Origin of the sequence: Arthrobacter sp. B1805, from assembly GCF_002929745.1 — a bacterium.
Taxonomy (GTDB): Bacteria; Actinomycetota; Actinomycetes; order Actinomycetales; family Micrococcaceae; genus Arthrobacter_D.
On record NZ_PJIQ01000001.1, the window covers coordinates 51,301 to 75,609 of the forward strand.

The 24,309-nt window shown below is 68.2% G+C and carries 23 protein-coding genes; 14 read left to right on the forward strand and 9 right to left on the reverse strand.

The genetic code is table 11. The features are described 5' to 3' along the window. Positions 1-48: 48 nt before the first annotated feature. Positions 49-1,530, forward strand: a complete 1,482-nt coding sequence (locus CXQ96_RS00305; protein WP_104116052.1) for an MFS transporter — start codon at positions 49-51, stop codon at positions 1,528-1,530. A gap of 17 nt (positions 1,531-1,547) precedes the next feature. Here the strand turns inward: CXQ96_RS00305 and CXQ96_RS00310 are convergent, their stop codons facing one another. From CXQ96_RS00310 to CXQ96_RS00320, 3 genes are read right to left on the reverse strand one after another with little or no spacing between them, the layout of a single operon-like run. Continuing rightward, the gene (locus CXQ96_RS00310) at positions 1,548-3,806 is read right to left on the reverse strand and encodes a cation-translocating P-type ATPase (RefSeq protein WP_104116053.1); all 2,259 of its coding nucleotides are present in this window, start codon (positions 3,804-3,806) and stop codon (positions 1,548-1,550) included. Between the two features lies 1 nt (position 3,807). Continuing rightward, positions 3,808-4,032 (reverse strand): heavy-metal-associated domain-containing protein, encoded by a 225-nt coding sequence (locus CXQ96_RS00315; protein ID WP_104116054.1) that lies wholly within the window; start codon positions 4,030-4,032, stop codon positions 3,808-3,810. A 39-nt stretch (positions 4,033-4,071) separates the two neighbouring features. Next, entirely contained in the window at positions 4,072-4,404 is a 333-nt protein-coding gene (locus CXQ96_RS00320) for a metal-sensitive transcriptional regulator (RefSeq protein WP_181036301.1), read from the reverse strand. Positions 4,405-4,539: 135 nt separating this feature from the next. Here CXQ96_RS00320 and CXQ96_RS00325 point away from each other — a divergent pair, with 135 nt between their 5' ends. The 4 genes from CXQ96_RS00325 to CXQ96_RS00340 all read left to right on the forward strand — a co-directional run bounded on the left by CXQ96_RS00325 (position 4,540) and on the right by CXQ96_RS00340 (position 8,053). Further along, positions 4,540-5,202, forward strand: a complete 663-nt coding sequence (locus tag CXQ96_RS00325; protein WP_104116056.1) for a DUF305 domain-containing protein — start codon at positions 4,540-4,542, stop codon at positions 5,200-5,202. A gap of 127 nt (positions 5,203-5,329) precedes the next feature. Further along, positions 5,330-5,983 carry a DUF3105 domain-containing protein gene (locus tag CXQ96_RS00330; RefSeq protein ID WP_104116057.1) on the forward strand — a complete coding sequence of 218 codons (654 nt, stop codon included), beginning with the start codon at positions 5,330-5,332 and terminating at the stop codon, positions 5,981-5,983. Positions 5,984-6,206: 223 nt separating this feature from the next. Next, positions 6,207-6,947 carry a GAF and ANTAR domain-containing protein gene (locus CXQ96_RS00335; RefSeq protein ID WP_258058687.1) on the forward strand — a complete coding sequence of 247 codons (741 nt, stop codon included), beginning with the start codon at positions 6,207-6,209 and terminating at the stop codon, positions 6,945-6,947. 8 nt (positions 6,948-6,955) lie between these two features. After that, positions 6,956-8,053: an alanine racemase gene (locus tag CXQ96_RS00340; RefSeq protein WP_258058688.1), complete on the forward strand. Its 1,098-nt coding sequence runs from the start codon at positions 6,956-6,958 to the stop codon at positions 8,051-8,053. On the opposite strand, the gene CXQ96_RS00345 is transcribed toward CXQ96_RS00340, so the two are convergent. Beyond that, positions 8,050-9,663 carry a peptide chain release factor 3 gene (locus tag CXQ96_RS00345; protein WP_258058695.1) on the reverse strand — a complete coding sequence of 538 codons (1,614 nt, stop codon included), beginning with the start codon at positions 9,661-9,663 and terminating at the stop codon, positions 8,050-8,052. The two genes, CXQ96_RS00340 and CXQ96_RS00345, sit on opposite strands and share 4 nt — an antisense overlap. 126 nt (positions 9,664-9,789) lie before the next feature. Between CXQ96_RS00345 and CXQ96_RS00350 the strand changes: the two genes are divergently transcribed. Further along, complete coding sequence (locus CXQ96_RS00350; RefSeq protein WP_104116059.1) at positions 9,790-11,055, forward strand: GAF domain-containing sensor histidine kinase; 1,266 nt, start codon at positions 9,790-9,792, stop codon at positions 11,053-11,055. A gap of 141 nt (positions 11,056-11,196) precedes the next feature. On the opposite strand, the gene CXQ96_RS00355 is transcribed toward CXQ96_RS00350, so the two are convergent. Next, positions 11,197-12,798 (reverse strand): MFS transporter, encoded by a 1,602-nt coding sequence (locus tag CXQ96_RS00355; RefSeq protein ID WP_104116060.1) that lies wholly within the window; start codon positions 12,796-12,798, stop codon positions 11,197-11,199. 61 nt (positions 12,799-12,859) lie between these two features. Between CXQ96_RS00355 and CXQ96_RS00360 the strand changes: the two genes are divergently transcribed. From CXQ96_RS00360 to CXQ96_RS00370, 3 genes are all read left to right on the forward strand, one after another. Further along, positions 12,860-13,405, forward strand: coding sequence for a TetR/AcrR family transcriptional regulator (locus CXQ96_RS00360; protein ID WP_104116061.1), 546 nt, complete (start codon positions 12,860-12,862; stop codon positions 13,403-13,405). Between the two features lie 108 nt (positions 13,406-13,513). Next, on the forward strand, positions 13,514-13,933 hold the full coding sequence (gene mscL / locus CXQ96_RS00365) for a large conductance mechanosensitive channel protein MscL (RefSeq protein WP_104116062.1): 420 nt from the start codon (positions 13,514-13,516) through the stop codon (positions 13,931-13,933). 203 nt (positions 13,934-14,136) lie between these two features. Continuing rightward, positions 14,137-14,727: a hypothetical protein gene (locus CXQ96_RS00370; RefSeq protein ID WP_146070775.1), complete on the forward strand. Its 591-nt coding sequence runs from the start codon at positions 14,137-14,139 to the stop codon at positions 14,725-14,727. 4 nt (positions 14,728-14,731) lie between these two features. On the opposite strand, the gene CXQ96_RS00375 is transcribed toward CXQ96_RS00370, so the two are convergent. Beyond that, positions 14,732-16,216, reverse strand: coding sequence for an FAD-dependent oxidoreductase (locus CXQ96_RS00375; protein ID WP_104116064.1), 1,485 nt, complete (start codon positions 16,214-16,216; stop codon positions 14,732-14,734). 134 nt (positions 16,217-16,350) lie between these two features. Here CXQ96_RS00375 and CXQ96_RS00380 point away from each other — a divergent pair, with 134 nt between their 5' ends. The 5 genes from CXQ96_RS00380 to CXQ96_RS00400 all read left to right on the forward strand — a co-directional run bounded on the left by CXQ96_RS00380 (position 16,351) and on the right by CXQ96_RS00400 (position 20,390). Then, positions 16,351-17,958, forward strand: coding sequence for a cryptochrome/photolyase family protein (locus CXQ96_RS00380; RefSeq protein ID WP_104116065.1), 1,608 nt, complete (start codon positions 16,351-16,353; stop codon positions 17,956-17,958). Between the two features lie 8 nt (positions 17,959-17,966). Continuing rightward, complete coding sequence (locus CXQ96_RS00385) at positions 17,967-18,950, forward strand: aldo/keto reductase (RefSeq protein WP_104116066.1); 984 nt, start codon at positions 17,967-17,969, stop codon at positions 18,948-18,950. 129 nt (positions 18,951-19,079) lie between these two features. After that, positions 19,080-19,331: a hypothetical protein gene (locus CXQ96_RS00390; protein ID WP_104116445.1), complete on the forward strand. Its 252-nt coding sequence runs from the start codon at positions 19,080-19,082 to the stop codon at positions 19,329-19,331. 5 nt (positions 19,332-19,336) lie between these two features. Beyond that, positions 19,337-19,837, forward strand: a complete 501-nt coding sequence (locus CXQ96_RS00395; RefSeq protein ID WP_104116067.1) for a hypothetical protein — start codon at positions 19,337-19,339, stop codon at positions 19,835-19,837. Then, a complete protein-coding gene (locus CXQ96_RS00400) occupies positions 19,827-20,390 on the forward strand; it encodes a 2'-5' RNA ligase family protein (RefSeq protein ID WP_146070776.1) in 564 nt (187 codons plus the stop codon). The genes CXQ96_RS00395 and CXQ96_RS00400 overlap by 11 nt, the downstream gene beginning before the upstream one ends. On the opposite strand, the gene CXQ96_RS00405 is transcribed toward CXQ96_RS00400, so the two are convergent. The 3 genes from CXQ96_RS00405 to purB all read right to left on the reverse strand — a co-directional run bounded on the left by CXQ96_RS00405 (position 20,367) and on the right by purB (position 24,257). Continuing rightward, a complete protein-coding gene (locus CXQ96_RS00405; RefSeq protein WP_104116069.1) occupies positions 20,367-21,809 on the reverse strand; it encodes a lipase maturation factor family protein in 1,443 nt (480 codons plus the stop codon). The genes CXQ96_RS00400 and CXQ96_RS00405 overlap by 24 nt on opposite strands. A 71-nt stretch (positions 21,810-21,880) precedes the next feature. Then, positions 21,881-22,756: an endonuclease/exonuclease/phosphatase family protein gene (locus tag CXQ96_RS00410; RefSeq protein WP_104116070.1), complete on the reverse strand. Its 876-nt coding sequence runs from the start codon at positions 22,754-22,756 to the stop codon at positions 21,881-21,883. A 70-nt stretch (positions 22,757-22,826) separates the two neighbouring features. Continuing rightward, positions 22,827-24,257, reverse strand: a complete 1,431-nt coding sequence (gene purB, locus CXQ96_RS00415) for an adenylosuccinate lyase (RefSeq protein WP_104116071.1) — start codon at positions 24,255-24,257, stop codon at positions 22,827-22,829. Between the last annotated feature and the right edge of the window lie 52 nt (positions 24,258-24,309).

Genomic DNA, 24,309 nt, shown 5'->3' on the forward strand with positions numbered 1-24,309 from the left:
GGCCACCACCCCTGTAGCCGGCCGACCGATGTCAGTACACTGGGGCGCATGACCGGGCAGGATCCGGCCCCTCCCGGGGCCGCTGCGGGTCCGCGCGGCAGCGCGGGCCGGTCCGAGAGCGCCGCTGCCCTTGAGCCCGGTGACGACGGCGGTCCGTGCGAGGAGTCGGCTGCCATCGACCCGGTCCTGCGCAGCCCGGCGGAGAGGTCCCGCACCTTCCGCGGCATCCTGGTGAACACCGGCGTCGCGAACATCACCACGAGTTATCTGTGGTTCGCACTGACGTTCTGGGCGTACCTCCAGACCCGCAACGTCATCGCCACAGGAGTGATCGGCGGCGCATACATGCTGCTCATCGCCCTCTCCAGCATCAGCTTCGGGACCTTCGTCGACCGCTACCGCAAGCTGGCCGTGATGCGCTTCGCCGGCGGCTTCACACTGGTGATGTTCGTGCTGTCCGGGGTCATGTACCTGCTGACACCTGCCTCCGTCCTGCTGGACCTGCGACAGCCGTGGTTCTGGGTCTTCACCCTGATCATCCTGATCGGCGCGGTGGTGGAGAACATGCGCAACATCGCCCTGTCCACGACGGTCACCATCCTCATCGAGCCGGACCGACGCGCCAACGCCAACGGTCTGGTGGGCATGGTGCAGGGATTGATGTTCATCATCACGTCGGTGCTCTCCGGCCTGTCGGTCGGGCTGCTCGGCATGGGCTGGACGATCGTCGTCGCGATCGCGCTGACGGCCCTGGCATTCGCGCATCTGCTCACGCTGCGCATGCCCGAAGAGGTGCGGGTGGCCACCACGGACGCGCACGGCGGGTTCGACCTGCGTGGCTCCTTCGCTGCGGTGCTGGCGATCTCGGGGTTGTTCGCGCTGATCCTCTTCTCCACGTTCAACAACTTCGTGGGTGGCGTCTACATGGCGTTGATGGATCCCTACGGTCTGGAACTGTTCTCCGTGGAGATGTGGGGAACCTACTTCGCGCTGGGTGCCACGGGGTTCATCGTGGGCGGCTCCCTGATCGGCAAGTTCGGGCTGGGGTCGAATCCGCTGCGCACCATGCTCATCGCCGTGATCCTGATGGGAGTCGTGGGTGCGGTGTTCACCGTGCGCGAGTGGGCCTGGCTGTATGTCGCCGGGATCTGGCTCTATCTGGTCCTGGTGCCATTCGTCGAGGCCGCCGAGCAGACGGTGATCCAGCGGGTGGTACCGCTGCACCGGCAGGGGCGCGTGTTCGGCTTCGCGATGGCGTTCGAGTCCGCGGCCGCGCCGATCACCGCGTTCCTCATCGCGCCGATGGCCCAGTTCTGGATCATCCCCTACGCGCGGTCCACGGACGGCGCAGCCCATCTGGCGCCACTGCTGGGCGAGGGCACGTCCCGCGGCATCGCCCTGGTGTTCCTGGTCGCCGGCATCATCATCATCGGGGCCGCGGCGCTGGCTTTCATCACCCCGGTCTATCGCAGGGTCTCGGCGTCGTACGCCCAGACGGCTGCGGAGGCCGGGACGACGGCGACTCCGTAGTCTCGTCCCCCCGGGAACTACCTGCCGAAGCTGCGGAGCCTGAGCGAGTTGGCGACGACGAGCACCGAACTCGCCGCCATGGCAGCTCCGGCCAGCATCGGATTGAGCAGGCCGAATGCGGCTATCGGTATCCCCACGGCGTTGTAGAAGAAGGCCCAGAAGAGGTTGACCTTGATGGTGCCGAGGGTGCGGCGTGAGAGTTCGATGGCCTGGGCCACCTGCTCCAGGCTGTTCCCCATCACCGTCAGGTCCGCGGCTTCGATCGCCACGTCGGTGCCGGACCCCATCGCGATACCGAGGTCCGCCTGGGCCAACGCCGCCGCGTCGTTGACGCCGTCGCCCGCCATGGCGACGGTTGCCCCTGCCGCCTGCAGTTGGCGGACCGCGTCGACCTTGCCCTCCGGAGTCACGCCGGCGCGGACGTCGGCCGGGTCGATGCCCACGGTCGCGGCTACCTGCAGCGCGACGGCGCGGTTGTCCCCGGTGAGCAGCACGGGGCGTAGCCCCAGCGCGCGAAGGCGCTCGATGGCGGCGGTCGAGCCGTCCTTGACGGTGTCGGACAGCGTGATGAAACCCACGATCACGCCGTCGACTGCGACCCAGACCGCGGTCGCCCCCGCTTTCTCGGCCGCAGTGAAGGATTCGACCTGCGGGGCCGTGGCGCGGACCGCGTTCCGCTCCAGCCAGGAGGCCCGCCCGGCCACGACGACGGCGCCGTCCACCTCTCCCCGGACACCGCCGCCCGGAGCGCTCGAGAAACCGCTCACGTCGGGGAGCTCGCCCTGACCGGCGGCCCGCTTGGCGATGGCCTGGGCGATCGGATGCTCGCTGGCCGCCTCGACGGCGCCCGCGAGGCGCAGCACCTCCGCTGCGGGAAGGTCGGACAGCACGACGACGTCGTCGACCGCCATGGTGCCGGTCGTGACCGTCCCGGTCTTGTCCAGGACGATCGTGTCCACGGTCCGGGTGTCCTCGAGGACCTGCGGTCCGCGGATGAGGATGCCGAGCTGGGCGCCCCGGCCGGTACCGGTCAGCAACGCGGTAGGCGTGGCGAGGCCGAGGGCGCACGGGCAGGCGATCACCAGGACGGTGACGGCGGCCGTGAAGGCGGCGTCGAGGTCGCCGGCCAGCACGAGCCACAGGATGAAGGTGATGATCGCGAGAACGAGGACCACGGGCACGAAGACGGCACTGATGCGGTCGGCGAGCCGGGCGATCCGGGCCTTGCCGCCCTGGGCCTGGCTGACCAGGCGGCCCATCGACGACAGGACCGTGTCGGAACCGACGCGGGTCGCCCGCACCACGAGCCGGCCGGAGGTGTTGATGGTCGCGCCCGTGACGGGGTCACCCACGGACACCTCGACCGGGAGGCTCTCGCCGGTCAGCAGTGCGGCGTCGACGGCGCTGCTGCCTTCGAGGACGATGCCGTCGGTCGCGATCTTCGCACCGGGCCGGACGACGAACTCGTCGCCGGGGATCAGGGCGTCGGCAGGCAGGGTGACCTCGACGCGCCGGCCGTTCACGGTGCGGAGCACGTTGGCTTCCTTCGCTCCGAGGCTCAGCAGCGACTTCAGGGCGTTGCCGGCCCGTTGTTTCGCGGACGCCTCGAGGAAGCGGCCGAGCAGCAGGAAGGTCACGACGACGGCGGCCACCTCGAAGTAGAGGGAGTGCTCCGTCATGTCCATGCCTGCCATTCCGGCATGCTGTGTCAGGGCCGGATCCGCGATGAGCTGCCAGGCCGAGAACAGGAAGGCCGCCGTGACGCCGATCGAGACGAGGGTGTCCATGGTGGAGGACAGATGCCGCGCGTTGATGGCCGCGGCCCGGTGGAACGGCCAGGCCGACCACGTGACGACGGGCAGGGACAGCGCGAGGACCACCCAGCCCCAGTTCGCGAACTGGAGGGCGGGCACCATCGAGATCAGCAGCACCGGCACGGACAGGATGGCGGCGAGGAGCAGCCGGACTCCGAGCAGGGAGGGCGTGTGGTCGTGTTCGCCTTCTGCCGGATGCCCTGCATGCTCGGGGTGCACCACGTATGCCCCGTACCCCGTCGCGACGACGGTGTCGACCAGATCCTGATCGGTGATGGACGCGGGAACCCGCACGACGGCGCTCTCCAGTGGCAGGTTGACGCTCGCCTCGACGCCGTCGAGCTTGCCGAGCTTCCGTTCGACGCGGCCCACGCACGAGGCACACGTCATGCCCTGGATCGACAGCTGGACGACGCGTTGCTCCTGCTCGATGCCCTGTGCCGGCACCTGCTGTGTGGTCATGTCAGGACCTCGCGGGAACCACGGTGTAGCCGGCCTCGGTGACGGCGTCACCGATCGCTGCGGGGTCCAGCGGCGCGGAGGACGAGATGGTGGCGGTGGAGGTGCCGCCCTTGACGAGGTCGACGTCGACGGAATCGACACCGGGCAGCCCGGACAGCTCATCGGTGACGGCACTGACGCAGTGGCCGCACGTCATGCCGGCGATGGTGATCGTGGTGGTGGTCATGATGATTTCCTCAGGGTGTGGTTGTTCTGGGGATCCGGGTCAGCGGAGCAGGCGACCGATGGCCGCCGTCGCTTCCTGGACCTTCGTCTGCACTGCCTCGGTGTCGCCCGAAGCACTGGACTCCTGGGCGGCTCCGACGACGCAGTGCGCTATGTGCTCTTCGAGGAGTCCCATCGACACGGCGTGGAGTGCCTTGTTGACGGCTGCGACCTGCGTGAGGATGTCGATGCAGTACTTGTCCTCGTCGACCATGCGGGCGATGCCGCGCACCTGGCCCTCGATGCGGCGCAGGCGCTTGAGGTAGGCCTCCTTGTCGGCGGTGTAGCCGTGCGGTGCGCTGTTCTCCGGGTGGTCGTGTGCTGTGGTGATCATGATGTGGCTCCTCGCATGACATTCACTATACCCCCCGGGGGTACCGTTGGCCAGACCGTCGGTGGTCCTCCGAGCAAACATCCAGCGCAATGACGTAGGTTGGCTCATCGGTACACTTCCACTCCAAGGACCTCCATGACCCTCTCCCTGCCCGGTTGGCAGAAGCGAGTCCTCCTGATCCTCGCCGGGATCGCGGTACTCGCGCTCTTCGCGCTCGCGTTCACAGCCGGACGCGTCTCGGCCGGCCCTTCCTACCCCGCCTCCAACAGCGCCGACGCCGGATTTGCCCGCGACATGCAGGTCCACCACAACCAGGCCGTCGAGATGTCCATGATCGTGCGCGACAACGTCGAGGACGGGACGCTGCGCGCGATCGCCTACGACATAGCCCTCACCCAGCAGCAGCAGGCCGGCCAGATGTACGCATGGCTCGAGGAGTGGGGGCTGCCGCAGAGCAGTGCCGAGCCGCGCATGGAATGGATGGCGTCCGGTGCGGGCGACCATGATGGGATGGACATGGGAGCGGGGAGCGGAGCCGGCTCCATGCTCACCCCCGAAGGGCTGATGCCCGGGATGGCGACCGAAGGGCAGCTCGACGAACTGCGTGCCGCCCGGGGCGAGGACGCCGAGCGTCTCTACCTGAATCTCATGATCAGCCACCACGAGGCCGGCGTGGAGATGGCCGAGGCAGGTGCGAAGCTTGCGGACACGGAGCAGGTCCGAACACTGGCCGCCAAGATCCAGTCGGGCCAGCAGGCCGAGATCACGCTCATGCAGACCATGCTCGACGCCCTGTAGGGCGCACTCCAGCCCACCGTTCCGGCGACCGGTTGAAGGACCGAGGGCACCCACCGGTACATTTGTTTCCGGCGCACCCCGAATCGCGGCGACCGCCGCAGCCACTCCAGCACTGAAGGACACCTCGTTGAACAAGAAACGGTCACAGGAGAACCAGGACCGCCAAGCGCGCCTGGCTGCCATCCAAGCCCAGCAACGGGCCGGCGAGCGCAAGCGCAATGCCCTGATCTTCGGCGGCATCGGTGCCGTCATCCTGGCGATCATCATCGCGGTGACCCTCGTGATCGTGAACCAGGTGCAGGTGAACCGGGATCGCGAAGCCGCCGCGGCCGAGCCGATCCAGGACGTCCAGGAGTTCCCCGACGTCACGTTCAACCACGTGGAGGCTCCGGTGCAGTACGAGCAGTCGCCGCCCGTGGGTGGGGACCACAATCCTGTCTGGACCAACTGTGGCGTCTACACGGAACCCATCCCGAACGAGAACTCCGTCCACTCGATGGAGCACGGTGCCGTCTGGGTGACGTACAACCCCGACATCGGCCAGGCCGAGATCGATAAACTGACCGACCTGGTCGGGAGCCGCTCCTACGTGCTCCTCAGCCCCTTCCCGGGCCTCGACTCGCCCGTCGCTGCCAGCGCGTGGGGCCTGCAGCTGAAGGTCGACTCCGCCGACGACGAGAGACTCACCACCTTCCTCGACAAGTACATCCAGGGTGAGCAGACCCGCGAGCCCGGTGCTGCGTGCTCCGGCGGACTCACGCCGGCCGGTCGCGCCTCCTAGACCCCCGCACCGCGTCGAACGGCGCGATGGGCCCTCCGGCCTGTCGCGCCGTCGTCGTTCCTGCTGCACTGCGCCTCGTCGCGCAGTCCGCCGCGGCCCGTCACGCTAGGCGCAGTCCGCTGCTTTCCGCGCAGTACGCCGCTTTCCGGGCCGGGCGCCGGGCCGGTAACGTGGGACCACGGGCCGCTCGTTGCGGCCCTCTACGAGCAGAAGGTGGATAGCTGTGGCTGACAGCCAGATTCTCGGTGAAGTGTCCCTTCCGGGGATGCTGCAGGACATGGTCCTGGACAGCGCGGACGTGAACGAGTTCCTCGAAGGATTGGCCAAGGTGGCTGCCAGTGAGCTCTCCACCGAGGGCCGGGCAGTGTTGAGCGGCATCACACTCCTTCGGCCGCGGTCGAAGGCGACGGTGGCGAGCAGCTCGGAGCAGGCGCAGCGGATGGACGAGGTGCAGTACCAGTTCGACGACGGCCCCTGCCTGCGTGCAGCACGTGAGGGCCAGGTCTACACGGTGTCGGACTTCCGCACCGAGTCGCGCTTTGGCAACTACACGAGGGCCATCTCTGAGCACGGCATCCGCTCCGCGCTCGGCGTTCCCATCCCGCTCGACGGGCTCGCGGCCTCCGGGCTGAACCTCTACTCGACGGAACCCGATGCATTCGACGACGCGGCGATCGCCGAAGCCGTCGAGCTCGCCAGGGAGGCATCGAAGTCGCTGCGGATGGCCGTGCGGATCGCCCACCTCGCCGACACCGCCTCGAACCTCAAGGCCGCGATGGACTCGCGCACCACCATCGACGTCGCTGCCGGCATCATCATGGGGCAAAACCGGTGCAGTCATGAGACGGCGATGACCATCCTCAAGGCGGCTTCGAGTGGGCGCAACAAGAAGCTCGCGGACGTCGCTGCGGCAGTGGTGACGTCGATAGGCCAGCAGGTTCCCCAGACGCACTTCGACGCCTGAGCGGGCTCGTGGTTCCGATCCTGACCGGTGCGTCCACGCCGGCCGTGGTCGTCGACGCCGATATCCTCGGGCGCAACATCGCTGCCATGGCCCGCTCGGTGCAGGAGCGCGGACTAGTTCTGCGGCCGCACGCCAAGACCCACAAGATCATCGAGATCGCCCACCACCAGATCGCAGCGGGCGCCATCGGCCTGACGGTTGCGACCGTTGGCGAGGCCGAGGTATTCGCCGCCGCCGGAGTCACCGATATCTTCATCGCCTATCCGCTCTGGGTCGACGAGCGTGCCGCCGGGAGGCTGCTGACGCTCGCCGACCATGCGCACATGACGGTGGGCGTGGAGTCGGCCGAGGGGGCGCTGCGGCTGGCGCGCAGCCTCGGCGCGTCGGCGTCGCGCGTCGAGGTGCGGATCGAGGTGGACAGCGGTCACCACCGCAGCGGAGTTCCACCGCACGAAGTGCTCGAGGTGGCAGCAGCGGCGTCTGCCGCCGGCCTCGCCGTCGTCGGCATCTTCACCTTCCCCGGGCACAGCTACGGACCGGGAGCCGCGGAAGCCGCCGTCGCTGACGAGGCCAGAGCCCTGTCCGTTGCTGTCTCTGCCCTCGAGGACGCGGGCTTCCGTGACCTCGAGGTGAGCGGTGGCTCGACGCCGTCGGCTCGTCTCTCCTCCGGTAGCACCCTCACCGAGCTCCGCCCGGGAGTGTACGTCTTCGGTGATGCGCAGCAGTGGGAGCTCGGCCACTGCCTCCCGGAGGACATCGCGCTGACGGTCGAGGGCACGGTCGTGAGTCATCGGTGCGGCGCGCCGGGGCAGCCCGGGCGCTTCATCGTCGACGCGGGCAGCAAGGTCCTCGGCAGCGACCGCGCGCCCTGGGCGACCGGCTACGGGCGCCTCCTCGATCATCCCGAGGCGCGCATCGTGGCGTTGTCCGAGCACCACGCCACCGTCGAATGGCCGTGCGGTGCCCTTCCGCCACTCGGTGCACGGCTGCGGGTCGTCCCCAACCACGTTTGTCTGGCGGTCAACCTCGTCGATGAGGTGCAGGTGGTGCGCGACGGCGTCCTGAGGGAGCGCTGGACCGTCGCCGCGCGCGGAAGGAACAGCTAGACGTCGACCGCGGCACCGATCGGCTCGAGCACGACGTCGGGGTAGTCCTTCTTGAAGTGCCCGACCTTCCACTTGTCACCGAAGACGGCCACGATCTCGCCGTCCGACCGGAACAGGATCTCGCCGCCACGGAAGGTCTCCGGCACGCCCTGGCTCTCTGGGGCCACGCGCATCGCGAGGGTGTAGGACAGGTGGTCGAGCGAGGTGGGCGCGTTGAACTCGGTGCCCAGCCGCTCGGCGGCGACCTCGAACTGCAGGGCTCCGACGGCGGCGAGGACGGGCGCCTGGTCGCCACGCAGATCGGAGCGGAGGACCTGCACCACGCCCTCGTGCTCGAGCTGCTCGATGCCCCGGCGGAACTGCTTGTACCGGCCCGGATCCTTGGCACGCGCGACGGCGAACAGTTCGGGTGAGAAGCGCGGGATGTCGGGGAACTGCACGGGCTGCTCGGCGAAGAGGCTGTCGCCCACACGGAGGCTCGTCGCGTTCACCAGCCCGACGACGTCGCCCGGCCAGGCGGTGTCCACCACCTCGCGGCTCCGGCCGAGGACGCGGTGCGCGTACTTCGTGGCGAAGGGCTTGCCGGTGCGCTGGTTCGTGATGACCATGCCGCGCTCGAAGGTGCCGGAGCAGATGCGCAGGTACGCGATGTGGTCGCGGTGCGCGCTGTCCTGGCCCGCCTGCACCTTGAAGACGAACCCGGACATGGGCGCCTCGATGGGCCTCGGCTCGTCCTCCTTCGAGGGCCGGGGGGACGGCGAGGGGGCCACGTCCACGAGGATGTCGAGGAGCTGCGAGACACCGAAGTTCTTTGCCGCCGCCGCGAAGAGGACCGGCGTCTGGCGTGCGGCCTCGAACTCTTCCCGGTCGAAGGAGCCGTTGGAGGAGATGACGAGGCCGGACTCCTCGCGGGCGTCAAGCCAGGCACCGGCGTCCCGCGGGTCCAACGCGTCGATGTCGACGATCGTCTCCTCCGCAGCCTGCGCCCCGGCCTCCACGGCCTCGAGCGAGATGGCGCGCTCTGCCCGGAGGTCGATCAGGCCCTGGAAGTGGCCGGCGATACCGGCGGGCCATGTGAGCGGCACCGGTGTCATGCCGGTGCGCTCTCCGACGTCATCGATCAGGCCGAGCGCGTCGAGGCCGGGCCGGTCCCACTTGTTGATGACGGTGATGATCGGGATATTGCGCTGCTTGCAGACGGCCAGGAGCTTCACGGTCTGCGGCTCGAAGCCTTTCGCGGCATCGATCAGCATGACGGCCGAGTCGACGGCGGCGAGGACGCGATAGGTGTCCTCGGAGAAGTCGGCGTGCCCAGGGGTGTCGACGACGTTCAGGATGGTGTCCCGGTAGGTCAGCTGGAGGGCCGCGGAGCTGATCGAGATGCCGCGTTCCTGCTCTATGCCCATCCAGTCCGAGACGGTCGCGTGCCGGCTCGACTTGCCGTGGGTGACCCCGGCGTCCTGGATGGCCCGTGCAAGGAGGGCGAGGGCTTCGGTCAGCGTCGACTTTCCGGCGTCGGGGTGCGATATGACGGCGAAGGTACGACGACGCCCGGCCTCACGGCGGACGGCATCTGCGTCGAGGACGGGGGATTCGGTAAGCAGGGCCACACCACCATTGTCCCCGATCATAGGGACCAGCACTCCGGGGGAGGCACGTGTTCGCTGTGCGCGTGGACGTGGGCGATTGCCCTAGGAGGCAGATCACAGCAGGTGGGCACCGGGAGGACGAGGCGCATGACCGGTCAGGCATCCGTTCGACGGATGGGGCGGGGCTCTGATCACGCGGAACTGCTGTCGCAGTACGGGCTCGGCGTGGCCCTGGGTGAGGTGGCGCCCGCCGGTTCCACGCCGCAGCCGGCCGCAGCGGCCGCAGCGGCCGCCGCGCCCGCCGCGCTGCAGAACCTGGTAGCCTTCGCGGTGCAGCTCTGCAACGCGAAGTACGGTGCGACCAACGTCATCACCGAAGACGAATTCCACCAGATCGCGGCGCTGGGGCTCGAACCACTCATGTGCGCGCGCGACGATTCCCTGTGCGGGCAGGTCTTCCAGTACGGGCACACCGTGGTGGTGCCGGACTGCAGGGAGGACCCCCGATTCCGTTCGAACCCCTTCGTCGACGGCCGCTTCGGTGAGGTCCGCTTCTACGCGACCACTCCACTGCTCACGAGGGATGGTGTGCCCCTCGGCACCCTCTGCATCTTCGACGAGGTGCCCGGGAACCTCACCGAGCAGCAGGTCACCGGGCTCGAGACACTCGCGGCGCAGGTCGTCGACGTCCTCGACCTCCAGTTGCGCACCCGGCAGCTGGACGCCACGGTGTCCGAGCTGCGGCGCAGCAATGAGCTCCTGGGCGAATTTGCAGGACGCATCAGCCACGACCTGCAAGGGCCCCTGACCAATGTCGTCGGCCTCGCCGAACTCGCGGAGGACGAGCCTGCGCTCCAGGAGGGCCCCGCGGGCACCTACTTCAAGCGCATCGGCGCGAGCGCCCTGCGCATGTCGTCGATGGTGGAGAACCTGCTCGGGTACTCCCGTGTGGGCGGGGCAGCGCACCCCCGAGTCGTCTCGCTCGCCGAAGTGGTCGGGGCCGCCGTCGACGATCTGGGTCACTCCGTCGACGGCGTTCGGATCACGGTGGATGACTTCGAGGGGAAGGCCGACCGCGAACAGCTCCGTGTCCTGATCCAGAACCTCCTCACGAACGCCGTCGCCTATGCGCGGCCCGGAGTGCCGCCGGAGGTGCGCATCACCGGAACGGGCACACCGGAATCCTGGCGGTTGGACGTGGCGGACAACGGCAAGGGGATTCCGCCCGAGGACTACGATCGCGTGCTCGAGCCGCTGGTCCGCCTCGAGCGTGAGGGGGACCCTGCGGGTACCGGTATCGGCCTGGCGACGTGCGTCCGGATCGCCCAGGCGCACGGCGGGCGCCTCACGTTCGATCAGACGCCCGGGGGCGGGCTGACAGTGCGGGTCTGGTTCGGCTCACGCCCGAGCTGAGGGGAGCCGCTGATGCGGTCCTCGCGCCGAGCTGGGGGGTGCGGGTGCAGGACCTCGGCGAGCGCTTCACGCCGCAACGGAACTCGGCATCAGCTGCGCCACCATCCGGTAACGCCTCTCGAAGCGGGAGGCCGATCCGCGTTACTGAGCGCTGCCACCGCTGCCACGACCGCCACGACCGTCACGACCGCCACCACGCAGGCTCCACGCCGCCAGTACCGATGCGCCGATCATGAGCAGCGCAGCGATGCCCGACGTGACCGTGACACCACTGTCGAATGCATGGAACGCCGAATCCCGCAGGAGCGAAGCGCCGGTCGCGTCAAGCTGTGCGGCGACCTCGACGGCCCCGCCGAGCGTTTCAGTCGACCTCCCGGCCTGTTCTGTGTCGAGGCCTGGGGGAAGCACGAGGTTCCGATGATAGGACGCCAGGAGGATGCTGCCGAGTACGGCGGTCCCGAGCACGGAGCCCACTTCGTACGCGGTCTCCGACACGGCCGATGCCGCCCCTGCCTTCGCCGCAGGCACCGTCGACAGGATCAGGTCGTTGGATACCGTTTCGGAGGCGCCGACCCCGACGCCAAGAATGACGAAGGCCACCATCAGGAACCCTGCGGACCCGCCCTCGCCCAAAAAGGCGATCATCGAGTAGGCGATTGCCGAGAAGAGCAGTGACACCGAGACGACGGCGTGTGGCGGTAGCCTGCGGGCCAGTGGAACGACGGCGAGCCCCGCGATGATCGTCATGAGGAGCCCCGGGAGGAGCACGAGGCCGGCGTCGAGCGGGGAGTAGCCGAGTACCAGCTGCAGGTGCTGCGACACGAAGAACAGGAAGCCGACGAGCGAGAAGATCGCCAGCAGGTTCACCAGGACAGCGCCGCTGAAGGCCCGGACGGTGAACAACCTGACGTCGAGCATGGGGTCATCGCGTCGGAGCTGACGGACGACGAAGACGACGCCGGCGGCAAGGCCGATGAACGCAGCCGTCACCGAGACCAGCAGCGGTCCACCCTTCGCCAGGTTCTTGATGGCGTAGACGACCGGGAGCATGGTCGCGATGGACAGGACGATACTGGCGTAGTCGACGCGTCCGGGATGCGAGTCCCTGGACTCGGGCACGACTGCGGGAGTCAGGGCCAGCATGAGGACCAGGACGGGCACCGCCAGGAGGAACACGGATCCCCACCAGAAGTGCTCGAGCAGGACGCCACCGAGGAGTGGTCCGAGGGCGGCTCCTGCAGAGAAACCTGCTGCCCAGACCGCGATCGCGACCCGGCGCTGGTTGCGATCGGTGAAGATGTTGCGGATCAGCGAAAGCGTCGAGGGCATGAGCATGGCGCCGAAGACGCCGAGACCCACGCGAGCGGCCACCAGGGAGGCTGCAGTGGGGGCGAAGGCGGCGACCACGGAGAAGGCCGCGAAACCGGCCGCGCCGATCATGAGCAGACGGCGTCGACCGAAGCGGTCACCGAGACTCCCCATGGCGACGAGCAGGCCGGCGAGGACGAGGGGGTAGCTGTCGACGATCCAGAGCAGTGTGGTACCGCTCGTCGCGAAGTGCCGGGAAATCTCCGGCAGGGCGAAGCTCAGCACCGTGTTGTCGACGGAGACGAGCAGCACCGGCAGCATCAGCACGGCGAGGGCGAGCCACTCGCGGCGGCCGGCAAGGGAGGAGCGGGAGGAAGCAGCGGCACGCGGGTTCACCCCGGACACGCATGCGGAAGCGGAAGGTGTTGTGGTCATCCATCCAAGCTATACCGTCCAGCCGGTACAGTACAACAAAAGTGACCGGTATCATCAGGAGGTGTCCAGTTCCCGCGAGCGCATCCTCGACAGCTTCGAAGACGCGTTGATCCGCGACGGGGAGCGGGCCGCGACCATGGAAGCGGTCGCTGCGGCGGCAGACGTCTCCAAGGGAGGCCTGCTGTACCACTTCCCTTCCAAGGAAGCCCTGGTCGATGCCCTGGCGGAACGACTCCGCGGACTGGCCGAGAGGGATCGCGAGATCATGGTCTCTGCCCCCGACGGAGCGGCGCGCTACTACGTCCGCACCTCCGTGTTCGAGGACAGCGCCCTCGACCGTGCGCTCGTCTCGATGGCGCGCCTGGCCCAGCAGGGCCACCCGACGGCGAAAGCCTCGCTCGCGGAGATCCAGGAACGGTGGCTCGACGCGCTCGAGTCCCAGCTCGGCGATCGCACGACCGCGCGTGCCGTCAAGCTGCTCGGCGACGGCCTCTACTACGACGCCGCGTTCTTCGCATCGGCAGGCACGGGCCGCACGAGTGCCGACGACATCGAGGAACTGCTCGGTGTCGTGGACCTGATCGTCGCCGGTCGACCGCTCCGGTAGGTCCTGGGTGCCGTGGTCGATGCAGGCCCTGTTCCGCGGCGCCCCCGCTGCCTCATGCGGGTTCTTTCCTCCACCACGTCCGTACGACTACAGATCGGGAGATGATCGATGATCAGGGGTTTCAGGGATTTCATCATGCGGGGCAACGTCATCGAACTCGCCATCGCCGTCGTGATCGGCAGCGCCTTCACCGCACTCGTCACGTCCTTCACGAACAGCATCATCAAGCCGATCATCGCTTCCGCCGGTGAGATCGACGCTGCCGGTCTGGGTTTCCAGATCCGGCGGGGCAACGAGGCGACGTTCGTGGACATCGGCGCCGTCATCACGGCGGCGGTGACCTTCCTCATCACGGCAGCCGTCGTGTACTTCCTGTTCGTGCTTCCGATGAACCGCGCCAATGAGCGACTCCGCGCGCTGGCCGCGCCCCAGGAGGCGGCGGAGACCCCCACGCCGGTCGACATCGCCCTCCTGACCGAGATGCGGGACCTCCTGAAGGAGATCTCGGCGCGGAACGCGCGCCCGTAGGTCGGTGCGTCCTCCGTCCTGAGCCCGACCACCATCACAGTTCGATGCGGTCACGCTCCCTGCCCCACCTTCTGCTGCAGGAGGCGAAGCACGGTTCAGGTTGTTCGGGCGGGGCGTCACGGTCTGCACTAGTACTGGCCCGCTGGCTCCGGTACCTCTATCCTGTGCGCAAGGAGCATTGCGCGCTCCTGAGGCGGTGCAGGGTGTTGGTCTTCAAGGTCGATGTCGAAGCAGTTGAGGACGGGTTCGTCGTCAAGTGTCCAGACCTCCCTGCGCTTCGTCTCGGTGTCGGCTCGCTCTGGGACGCCTGCGCGGTCCGCTCCGTACTCGCCGCCCGCGCGAGCGTCCCGGACGACCTCGTCTGGTTGCAGATCCGGGCCCGCACCGGTGCGGTCTCGGTCATCTCGGACATCCATCCCCTGCACTGGGTGGCATTCCATACCGTGACGTGTCCGGCACATCCGGCGTTCGACCGATCGAACCTCGTCTTCGACCACGCGCTCAATGCCCTCCAGCACGAGGCCAGCCATGCAGAGTCGCAGAAACGCCCTGATCCTCAGGTGAAGTTCATCCTGTCCTTCCTCGACGGCACCAAGGCGCAGGTGCCCCGGGTCGGAGGCTACTTCCTGCGGGACGTCATCGAGGGGGCATGTTCCGCGGAGGGCCTGAGCCCCTGGTTGAAGACGAAGCTGATGCGCGACGTGGTACCGGGCGCACCATGGCACGCGCCTGTCATCGGCCTCCAGGTCGGCATTTATGGTCCTGAGACCTCGTCGTCACGGCGATACCGATAGTCGGCTAGCGGCGCGTGTCCGCCAGGTCCGACGTCGACGGACCCTCGAGCAGCTTCCCGTCGGCGGTGAAGCGGGACCCGTGGAGCGGACAGTCCCAGGAGCGCTCGGCGTCGTTCCAGTTGAGGATGCCGCGAAGATGCGGGCAGACGGCAGAGACGCGGTGCTGTACCCCGTCGACCGTGCAGATCCCGATCGGACGGGCGCCCTCGCGGACGACGTGTCCCTCTCCCTCGGCGGGTGCGGAAGCGCCCGTTCTCGCAAGGCCCGAAATCCATCCGGTCACCAGGTCCATCCCGACGACGGCATTCGCCTGCGCCGTCTGCAGCGCGTCGGTGGCGCTGACCTTGGTGCGGTAGAGGGTATCGGCCCATGGCATGTTCCCGCCGAGGATCTCGCCCGCGAGGGCAAGGGAAGCCGCGACGGCATTGGTCATGCCCCACTTGTTGTAGCCCGTCGCCGCGTAGAGGTGGCCTCCGCCCGCGGGCACCTTGCCCACGTAGGGCACAGCGGCGGCCGGGGTGTAGTCCTGCGCGGACCACGCGTAGGCGGGCCGCGCCGTCGGGAAATATTCCTGGGCCCAGCGCGTGAGGTCGTCCACCTTCGCCTGGGTGTTCGAGCTGTGCCCGACCTTGTGGCCGTTGCCTCCCACGATCAGGTACTTCGTACCATCCACGAGTGCGGTGCGCAGTGACCGGGTGGGGGAGTCCACGCTGAGGTACATGTCCTCGGGGACGTCGTCGTCCACCGTCAGCGCGACACAGTAGGAGCGCATCGGCTGCAGGACGGCGAAGTACCCGCCCCGGTCGAGGATGGGGATACCGGTGGCGAGCACGACGTTCGACGCCGTCACCGCGCCCGCGCTCGTCCTCAACTCGACGCCGTCGGCCCCGGTCTTGGCGACCCCCTCGACCCGGACGCCTTCGATCAGGGCGCCGCCGTGGCGACGGAACTCGGAAGCCAGGCCGGCAAGGACCTCGAGGGGGTGGAACTGCGCCTGGTTCTTCAGGCGCAGCGTCTTCCGGACGGGGAAGGGAAGGGTTGCCGCGCTGCCGAGCTCCGTGTCGAGCCCGGCCTCGGTGCAGGCCTCGTGCTCGGCGGTGAGGGTGCGGGCACCCGTGTCGGAGGTGGCGTAGTTGACGGCATCCCTGGTCTCGTAGCCGATGCCGTGGTCGTCGCAGAAGCGGAGCAGCCAGCTCTGTCCTTCACGGTTGCCGGTCACGTAGGCCCGCGCCAGGTCGGCGTCGTGGTGCTTGAGGATCGTCGAGATGCTCGTGCCCTGCAGGAGCGAGAGCTTCGCCGTCGTGTTTCCCGTGGTCACCGCTCCCGTCGTCCGCGACTCGAGAACTACCACGCGATGGCCGGCCCGCGCCAGCAGGAGCGCCGTCGTCAAACCCGTGAGCCCTGCACCCACGACGACGGAGTCGAAGTTCCGTCCCTGCAGGGTGTCGGACGGTATGGGCGGAGCAGTGGCGAGCCAGAGCGATCTCATGGTGGTCCCTTCGCGAGCCGGTCGGTGCTCCCCACGGAACCACTAAGCATGCTTACAGTCAAGCGGCGGGTCGCGTGTCGGTGGCGGGGGCTAGGGTGGCCGGACGGTCGTCCCCGCTCAGGAAGGCACCTCTCGTGCACGTCCAACTCGTCCTGCCGCACCAGCTGTTCGAAGAGCACCTCGACGCGCCACCGGAGACCCGCTTCGTGTTCCTCGAGGACGATCTCCTGTTCCGCAGCCTCCGGTTCCACCAGCAGAAGCTCGTCCTCCACCGCGCGGCCATGACCGTCTTCGCGCGGCGGGTCTCGGATGCGGGCTATCACGTGGACTACGTGGAGACGTCGGCGGAGCACACGAGCCAGGACCGCCTGCGTGACGTGCTCGTGGACCGCGGAGCAACCGTCGTGAGCTTCTACGACGTCGTCGACGACTGGCTCCACCGGCGGCTCACCCGCACGATCGCCGATGCCGGTGCGGAGGCGCGCGTCCTCGAGACGCCGCAGTTCCTCACACCTCGGAGCGTCCTCGACACCTACTTCTCGTCGTCGAACTGGCGCATGCAGACCTTCTACGAGTGGCAGCGCAAGCGGCTCGGGATCCTGGTCGAGCCCGAAGGCTCGCCCGTCGGCGGGAAGTGGAGCTTCGACGCCGACAACCGCAAGAAGTTGCCGAAGAAAATCGAGCTGCCGGACCTGCCGACCTTCGAGCGGTCACCCGAGGTGGAGGACGCGATCGCCTGGGTGCAGTCCGCCTTCCCGGACAATCCCGGCAATGCCGAGTCCTTCAACTGGCCCGTGACCCACCGGCAGGCGTTCGACGCGCTCGAAGCGTTCCTCACGGAGCGCTTCGAACTCTTCGGGCCCTATGAGGACGCGATCGCAGAGGGCCGGACCTACCTTTTCCACTCCGCCCTGAGCTCCAGCATGAACACGGGGCTTCTGAGCCCGGCCGTCGTCGTGGAGCTCGCCCTCGACTTCGCTGAGCGCCATGACACCCCCATCGCGAGCGTGGAGGGGTTCATCCGGCAGGTCATCGGGTGGCGCGAGTACATGCGCGCGTCCTACGTGCTCCGGGGGCGCGAGATGCGCACGGGCAATTCGCTCCATCTGACGGCGGACCTCGCCGACGGGTGGTGGACCGGTGAGACCGGCCTTGCCCCAGTGGACTCTATCGTGAGGCGCATCCTCGACACGGCGTACGCGCACCACATCGAACGACTCATGGTGCTCGGCAATGCCGCGCTGCTCATGCGGGCGAGACCCGATTCCGTCTATGAGTGGTTCATGGAGATGTTCATCGACGCCTATGACTGGGTGATGGTGCCGAACGTCTACGCGATGAGCCAGTACGCGGCCGGGACCATGATCACTACGAAGCCGTACGTGAGCGGCAGCAACTACATCAGGAAGATGAGTGACTTCAAGGACGGTCCCTGGCGCTTCAGCTGGGATGCGCTCTACTGGGAGTTCATCGGCGACCACCGGGAACTCTTCGCACGCAACCCGAGGTCCCGTATGAGCGTGGTGCTCTTCGACCGGATGGACGCAGAGCGTCGCTCGGAGCTGCGGCAGGAGGCCTCGCGGTGGATTCCTCGCACCGGTTCGACGACAGCCGGGCGCACCCCGGTGGCAGCTGGACGGACACCCCTCGAGCAGCGGGCGCCACTGGAGGATCAGCCGGCCGGGACGAATGAGTCGGCCGTGACGGCGCCGATGCCGCAGCCGACCCTGCCCGGCTTATAGTCGGAAGTATGGAACAGAGAACCCTTGGAAGAACCGGCCGCCCCGTCTCCGTCGTCGGTCTCGGCACCTGGCAGCTCGGCGCGGACTGGGGCGAGGTCGCGGACAAGGACGCCGTCGCAGTCCTCGACGCGGCCGTCGAAGCGGGTGTCACCTTCTTCGACACCGCGGACGTGTACGGCGACGGGCGCAGCGAGACCACGATCGGGTCCTTCCTCGCCGACAATCCCGACCTCGACATCCTCGTGGGCACCAAGATGGGCCGCCGGGTCGACCAGGCGCCCGAGAACTACAGCCTGGCGAACTTCCGGCAGTGGATCGACCGCTCACGGAAGAATCTCGGTGTGGATGCCCTGGACCTCGTGCAGCTGCATTGCCCACCGACCGCCGTCTACAGTTCCGACGAGGTGTACGACGCCCTCGACACCCTGGTGAGCGACGGCGTCATCAGGAACTACGGCGTCAGCGTGGAGCGGACCGACGAGGCACTGGCCGCGATCGCTCGGGGAAATACCGCGAGCGTGCAGATCATCCTGAACGCCTTCCGCCTCAAGCCGCTCGACGAGGTCCTGCCGGCGGCGAAGGCCGCAGGCGTGGGGATCATCGCCCGCGTTCCGCTGGCGTCGGGTCTGCTGTCCGGCAAGTACACCAAGGTCACCGCATTCGCCGAGAACGACCACCGGAACTACAACCGGAACGGCGCTGCATTCGATGTCGGCGAGACGTTCTCCGGCGTCGACTACGAGACGGGGTTGCAGGCGGCCCGCGAGTTCGCCGAGCTCGTGCCGGAGGGCGTGAGTACTGCCCAGGCCGCGCTCGCGTGGATCATCGCGCAGGACGGCGTCACCACAGTCATCCCGGGTGCGAGGAACCCGGAGCAGGCGCGATCGAACGCAGCGGCAGCCGGTCATGTGGCGCTGGGCTCCGAGATCAGTTCCGCCGTCACTGCGATCTACGATCGACACTTCAGGGCCACCGTCCACCCGAAATGGTGACGTCCTGAAGGGAACCCGCCCGGGCAACGGGCGGGTTCCCGCGCCGTTCCCCGGCGGCTAGGGTTGGCTTTGTCGGGCCCGTACGTCCGACGGGATGGCATGCAGGCAGCGCACGACGGAGGGATCGACATGACCGACGACACCCGGCGCGTTGTTGCCGACGACTCCAGCCCCCGGGGGAGCTGGGTCGATCTGGCGGACGAGGTCTGGTCCTACCTGACCACCAGGGGCGCTTCGATCGACTACACGCTCCAGGACATGACGGTGGAGGTGCCGCGGGATGTCGGGCCGGACGCTCCCCGCGCCACCTGGAGGCTCAACGGCACGTTGCGCATCAGCACGAACGACACGGCCACTGGGCCCGACTCCCCGACCCGCTGACGTCCATGCATTCTCTCCGGCTCGACATCGACCTCCAGTTCTCGCTGCGCGAACCGGATGCCGGAGCAGGGCCGGGAGCAGGGTTGCGCGGAACCGTCCGTGCCGCAGGAACGGTCATCGATGTCTTCGTCGACAACCCGGCGTCCTACCGCGGGGTGCTGCCTACCCTCAATCAGGTCCGCGTCCTCGCCCGGGAACTGGCGGTGCGCGGCATGACCGTCTCGGTCATCGGCCCCCGCGGTCTGCTGGTGAGCCTCGGCCGGGTGAAATCCTCCTTGGCTCAGCGATTGGTCACGGGCTCGCCGCACATCCGCCTCGGATCTCCGGCCACGCTGGCGCCCTTGCTCGACGTCGCCCGCCGTGCGCTCGAGCAGGGTCGATCTCCCTCGTTCCCGCCGTCCACGCCGTTTCCGCCGGCACCGACCGTGGGGTGGAGTGGACTGCGTGCCCGATCCGGTCCGCCGGCATCCGGCCGGGAAGGCGGAAGCCGACCGCATGGCAGATAGCGTCGAACTCCTGCTGGAACCGGCATCCGATGCCTTCCTCCTCGACGACTGGGCCGCACTGGAGGGCGAGGGCCTGCCGAACCAGTCCCGCCACCAGTCCTGGAGCAACGCTCCGCACATCACGATGGCTGCTGCCGCGCGCATCGACGACAGGTACGACGCCGGCCTCGCCGCCGCCGCGGAGGGCGGTCCACTGGAGCTGGTGACCGCGGGCTTCCTCGTCTTCCCGACGAGACGGAAGTTCGTGCTCGCCCGGCAGGTGGTGGCCGACACCGCGCTGACACACCTGCACCGGCGCCTCTGGTTCGCCCTCGAGGGCGTCCCCGACGCTGTGCCGACGACGGTCCGTGGAGTGTGGACGCCGCACATCACGCTCGCCCACGGACTCACGGCCGACGAACTGGCCGCAGCCCTCGAGATCCTGAGGAACCGGCCACCCGAAATACTGGCCGCGGGCATCGTGAGGCGCTGGGACGCGCGGGAGAAGCGCCTCATCCTGCTCGGCGGTGGCGGGGTGGAGTGGCCGGGCTCAGGAGGCGTCGGCGCGCAGTGACGCCGGATGCACCAGCACCCCCTGCGGTTCGCGAATCCACCACAGCCCCGTCTCGCGCTTCTCTTGCCTGGTCGTGAACCGGTAGAGGAAGATCCGCGCACGGACGTACCGCGGGCGGGCACCGTCGAAGGGATCGACGCGCAGCAGCTTCAGGATCAGGGGATCAGCCTGCAGGAGCTTGACCAGGAACGGAGTGAACCAGCCGCCCTCGGAGCCGAGGGCGAGGAACCACATCATCCAGTCCAGCCGCAGGTGGTACGGCGCGAACTGCCGTGGCATGCGCGCCGGGTCGCCGGGCTTCCCCTTGAACTCGTACTCGTGCCAGCGCGTACCCGGTCCGACGTCGTCGAGCGTTCCTTCCACGATCACCTCGTACCGCACCTTCGTCACGCTTCCGAACGCGCCATAGGCGTTGCCCAGGTGCCAGCGATTGAAGCTCGCGTTCATCAGCTGGTGACGGGCGAACAGGTTCACGAGTGACGGCCAGCTCAGGTAGGCCAGGAGCAGCATGGCGAGGACGACGACGATGGTGAAGTACAGCGGGGTCGGTTGGTAGGCGCCGGAGACGTCGAGGGCTGGGAACACCGCTGCGTAGAACGAGTCGGGAACGGCGCCGAAGGCCAGGATGATGGTCAGCGTGTTGAGCCAGGCGAAGTTGCCGGAGAGCACCAGCCAGCCCTGCGTGACGATCATGACGAGTGCGGCGAAGCCCGCGACAGGCTGCGGGGCGAACAGCAGGAACGGCACGACGAGCTGCGTGACGTGGTTCCCCGCAACCTCCAGTCGGTGCAGGGGCTTCGGCAGGAGGTGGAAGAAGCGGCTTGCCGGGTTCGGCATGGGCTGGGTCTCGTGGTGGTAGTACAGCGCCGTGAGGTCGCGCCAGGACCGGTCACCCCGCATCTTGATCATGCCCGCGCCGAATTCGAGTCGGAAGACGAGCCAGCGGATCATCAACAGGACGAGGAACGGCGGAGCGACCACGTCGGATCCGAGGAACGCGACGATGAATCCCGCCTCGAGGAGGAGGCTCTCCCAACCGAACCCGTAGAACGACTGGCCCACGTTCACGATCGACGTGTAGAGCCAGAAGATGGCGAGGAACGCCACGAGCGGCACCCACGGCGGTCCGGCCTGCGGGAGCCCGAGCACGAGCAGCGCCGCGATGAGGGCGCCCGACCAGGCGACGATGAGCAAGAGACGATCGGAGTAGTGCCTGTGGAAGAGCGACGGTCCGGCTCGCCTGCCCGCACGTTCGAGGAACACCGGGACGGGCGTCAGTCCCTTCTCGCCCAGGAGCGCAGGGAACTGCGCGACTGCCGACAGGAAAGCGACCAGGTAGACGGCCGCGACCCCCCGCTGCAGGATCTGCCGGCCCACCTCGTAGTCCTCGGCAGTCAGGACACCGGTCAACCACTCCATCGGTCCAGCGTCATGTCGCCGTGGAGCCGGCGTCAAGGAACCGCCGGAGAGCCACGCCTGCGTGCGTCGTGCTAGCGCCCCCCGAGCGGATGCAGGACGGCTGGCCGCGACGCGATGTCGACGAGGGCCTGCACAGGCACGTGATCACTCGCGTACCTGCCGTCGAGCGTGGACGTGTTCACCGCAGCTTGCCGGACCAGGACGTCCGGGGTCGTCAGGATCCAGTCGATCCGGCGTCCCCCCTCCACGGGACGCCCGTAGCGCGGGAAGGTCCCGAAGCCCGGGGTGAGGTGCTCGTCGGCGAGGACCCAGGCGTCGCCGAGGACTCCGGACGTGACGAAACTCCGATAGGCCGGGGATGATCCCGCTTCGGAATTGAAGTCGCCCATCACGATCGCGGGCAGGCGGGGACTGAAGAACCGCACGAGATCGAGCACGGCCGCGGCGCTGCGGGCTCGTGCGACGTCGGACTCGTGGTCGAAGTGCGTGTTGGCCAGCAGCATCTCGCGATCGGTCGCGGTGTCGCGGAACCGGCCCCAGGTGACGATGCGCGTCACGCCGTTGCCCCACGTGGAGGAGCCGATCAGCTTCGGCGTGTCCGAGAGCCAGAACTGATCCCATTCGAGGAGCTGAAGGCGGCCGGCGTCGTAGAAGATCGGCGAGTACTCGCCGCGGCTGCCGCCCTCCCTGCCCGCGCCGATCATCCGGTACCCAGGAGGCAGGGCCACCTCGATGGCCGCCAACTGGTGATGCAGGGCTTCCTGCACGCCGAGGATGGATGGCACCTCGCGGCGCAGGAGGGCCTGCAGGGGCGCGATGCGGTCCGGCCAGTAGTCGACGTCGCCGGGTTGCGAGGCCGGGCGGTCGTACCTGATGTTGAAGCTCATGACGTGCAGGAGCGTCGAACTGGTCCTGATGAGGGGAGGTGCTGCTGACGTTCGTGGCATGACGCCTTCCGGTGCTGCAGGTGGTTCGGGGCGGCTGCTCGGCGCTGCCGCCCCGCGCTGCGGGCGTAGGTCAGCCCAGGTGGTCCACGAGGCGCGATGCGATGCCCGTGTAGCGTGCCGGGGTCAGGGCGAGAAGCCGCTGCTCGGCTTCGGCACTGAGCCCGAGGCTGCTGACGAACTCGCGCATGCGGTCGGCGTCGACCCGGTGGCCGCGCGTGAGGTCCTTCAGGCGCTCGTAGGGGTCGTCGAGGCCGGGCACGCCGGCAACGGCCTCGGCCCGCATGACCATCTGCACGGCTTCACCGAGGACCTCCCAGTTGCCGTCGAGGTCCGCCGCCAGCACCTCGGCCGCGACGTCGAGGCGGGCCAGGCCCTTGGCGACGTTCGAGATGGCCAGCAGGGAATGGCCGAGGGCGACGCCGATGTTGCGCTGGCTCGACGAGTCCGTTAGGTCGCGCTGCCAGCGGGAGGTCACGAGGGTGGCCGCCAGGACGTCCAGCAGCGCGGAGGAGATCTCCAGGTTGGCCTCCGCGTTCTCGAAGCGGATCGGGTTGACCTTGTGGGGCATGGTCGAGGAGCCTGTCGCCCCTGCCACCGGGATCTGCGCGAAGTAGCCGATGGAGATGTAGCTCCACACGTCGGTGCAGAAGTTGTGGAGGATCCGGTTGAACCGCGCGACGTCGGAGTACAGCTCCGCCTGCCAGTCGTGTGACTCGATCTGCGTCGTCAGTGGATTCCAGGTCAGGCCGAGGCCCTCCACGAAGGAGCGGGAGATGTCCTGCCAGTCGGCCTGGGGCGCGGAGGCGTAGTGGGCTGCGTACGTTCCGGTGGCGCCATTGATCTTGCCGAGGAATTCGGTGGCCGCGATGCGGTCGAGTTGCCGGGCCAGCCGGTGCGCGACGACGGCCATCTCCTTGCCGAGGGTCGTGGGAGTGGCCGACTGCCCGTGGGTGCGCGACAGCATCGGGGTGTCCCGGGAGGTCCGTGCCAGGTCCGCGACGGACGCGACGAGGTCCCGTGCCGCGGGGAGCCAGATGTCCAGGACGGCGCCCTTGATGCCGAGGGCGTAGGAGAGGTTGTTGATGTCCTCGGAGGTGCACCCGAAGTGGACGAGGGGCTTGAGGTGGTCGATGCCTATGCCCTCGAGGCGCCGTCCGATGTAGTACTCCACGGCTTTAACGTCATGGACGGTGACGGCCTCGATCTCGCCCAATTCCGCCACCGAATCCGCGTCGAACGTCGCGACGATGGAGCGGAGGGCGGCCTCCTGCTCCTCGGTCAGGGGCTCCGTCCCGGGGAGCACGGCCCGCCGGGTCAGGTGGAGCAGCCATTCGACCTCGACGTGCACGCGGTCCCGGTTGAGGGCGGCCTCGGAGAGGAAATCGATGAGGGGGGCTACCGCCTCGCGGTATCGGCCGTCGAGGGGACCGAGGGTCAGCGACGTTCCCTCCCCTCGGGACAGTGCAGCGAATTCAACCCGGGGGAGTGCGGAGTCAGCCATTGCCCCATCATTTCATGAGCCGGCTCGGACATCTCACGCTGCTGTCCACATA

What these genes read in the sequence shown, in the direction of transcription:
- CXQ96_RS00305 (WP_104116052.1), top strand. Translation starts at nt 49, where the DNA reads ATGACCGGGCAGGATCCGGCCCCTCCCGGGGCCGCTGCGGGTCCGCGC.
- CXQ96_RS00310 (WP_104116053.1), bottom strand. Translation starts at nt 3,806, where the DNA reads ATGACCACACAGCAGGTGCCGGCACAGGGCATCGAGCAGGAGCAACGC.
- CXQ96_RS00315 (WP_104116054.1), bottom strand. Translation starts at nt 4,032, where the DNA reads ATGACCACCACCACGATCACCATCGCCGGCATGACGTGCGGCCACTGC.
- CXQ96_RS00320 (WP_181036301.1), bottom strand. Translation starts at nt 4,404, where the DNA reads ATGATCACCACAGCACACGACCACCCGGAGAACAGCGCACCGCACGGC.
- CXQ96_RS00325 (WP_104116056.1), top strand. Translation starts at nt 4,540, where the DNA reads ATGACCCTCTCCCTGCCCGGTTGGCAGAAGCGAGTCCTCCTGATCCTC.
- CXQ96_RS00350 (WP_104116059.1), top strand. Translation starts at nt 9,790, where the DNA reads ATGACCGGTCAGGCATCCGTTCGACGGATGGGGCGGGGCTCTGATCAC.
- CXQ96_RS00355 (WP_104116060.1), bottom strand. Translation starts at nt 12,798, where the DNA reads ATGACCACAACACCTTCCGCTTCCGCATGCGTGTCCGGGGTGAACCCG.
- mscL (WP_104116062.1), top strand. Translation starts at nt 13,514, where the DNA reads ATGATCAGGGGTTTCAGGGATTTCATCATGCGGGGCAACGTCATCGAA.
- CXQ96_RS00375 (WP_104116064.1), bottom strand. Translation starts at nt 16,216, where the DNA reads ATGAGATCGCTCTGGCTCGCCACTGCTCCGCCCATACCGTCCGACACC.
- CXQ96_RS00385 (WP_104116066.1), top strand. Translation starts at nt 17,967, where the DNA reads ATGGAACAGAGAACCCTTGGAAGAACCGGCCGCCCCGTCTCCGTCGTC.
- CXQ96_RS00390 (WP_104116445.1), top strand. Translation starts at nt 19,080, where the DNA reads ATGACCGACGACACCCGGCGCGTTGTTGCCGACGACTCCAGCCCCCGG.
- CXQ96_RS00395 (WP_104116067.1), top strand. Translation starts at nt 19,337, where the DNA reads ATGCATTCTCTCCGGCTCGACATCGACCTCCAGTTCTCGCTGCGCGAA.
- CXQ96_RS00400 (WP_146070776.1), top strand. Translation starts at nt 19,827, where the DNA reads ATGGCAGATAGCGTCGAACTCCTGCTGGAACCGGCATCCGATGCCTTC.
- CXQ96_RS00405 (WP_104116069.1), bottom strand. Translation starts at nt 21,809, where the DNA reads ATGGAGTGGTTGACCGGTGTCCTGACTGCCGAGGACTACGAGGTGGGC.
- CXQ96_RS00410 (WP_104116070.1), bottom strand. Translation starts at nt 22,756, where the DNA reads ATGCCACGAACGTCAGCAGCACCTCCCCTCATCAGGACCAGTTCGACG.
- purB (WP_104116071.1), bottom strand. Translation starts at nt 24,257, where the DNA reads ATGGCTGACTCCGCACTCCCCCGGGTTGAATTCGCTGCACTGTCCCGA.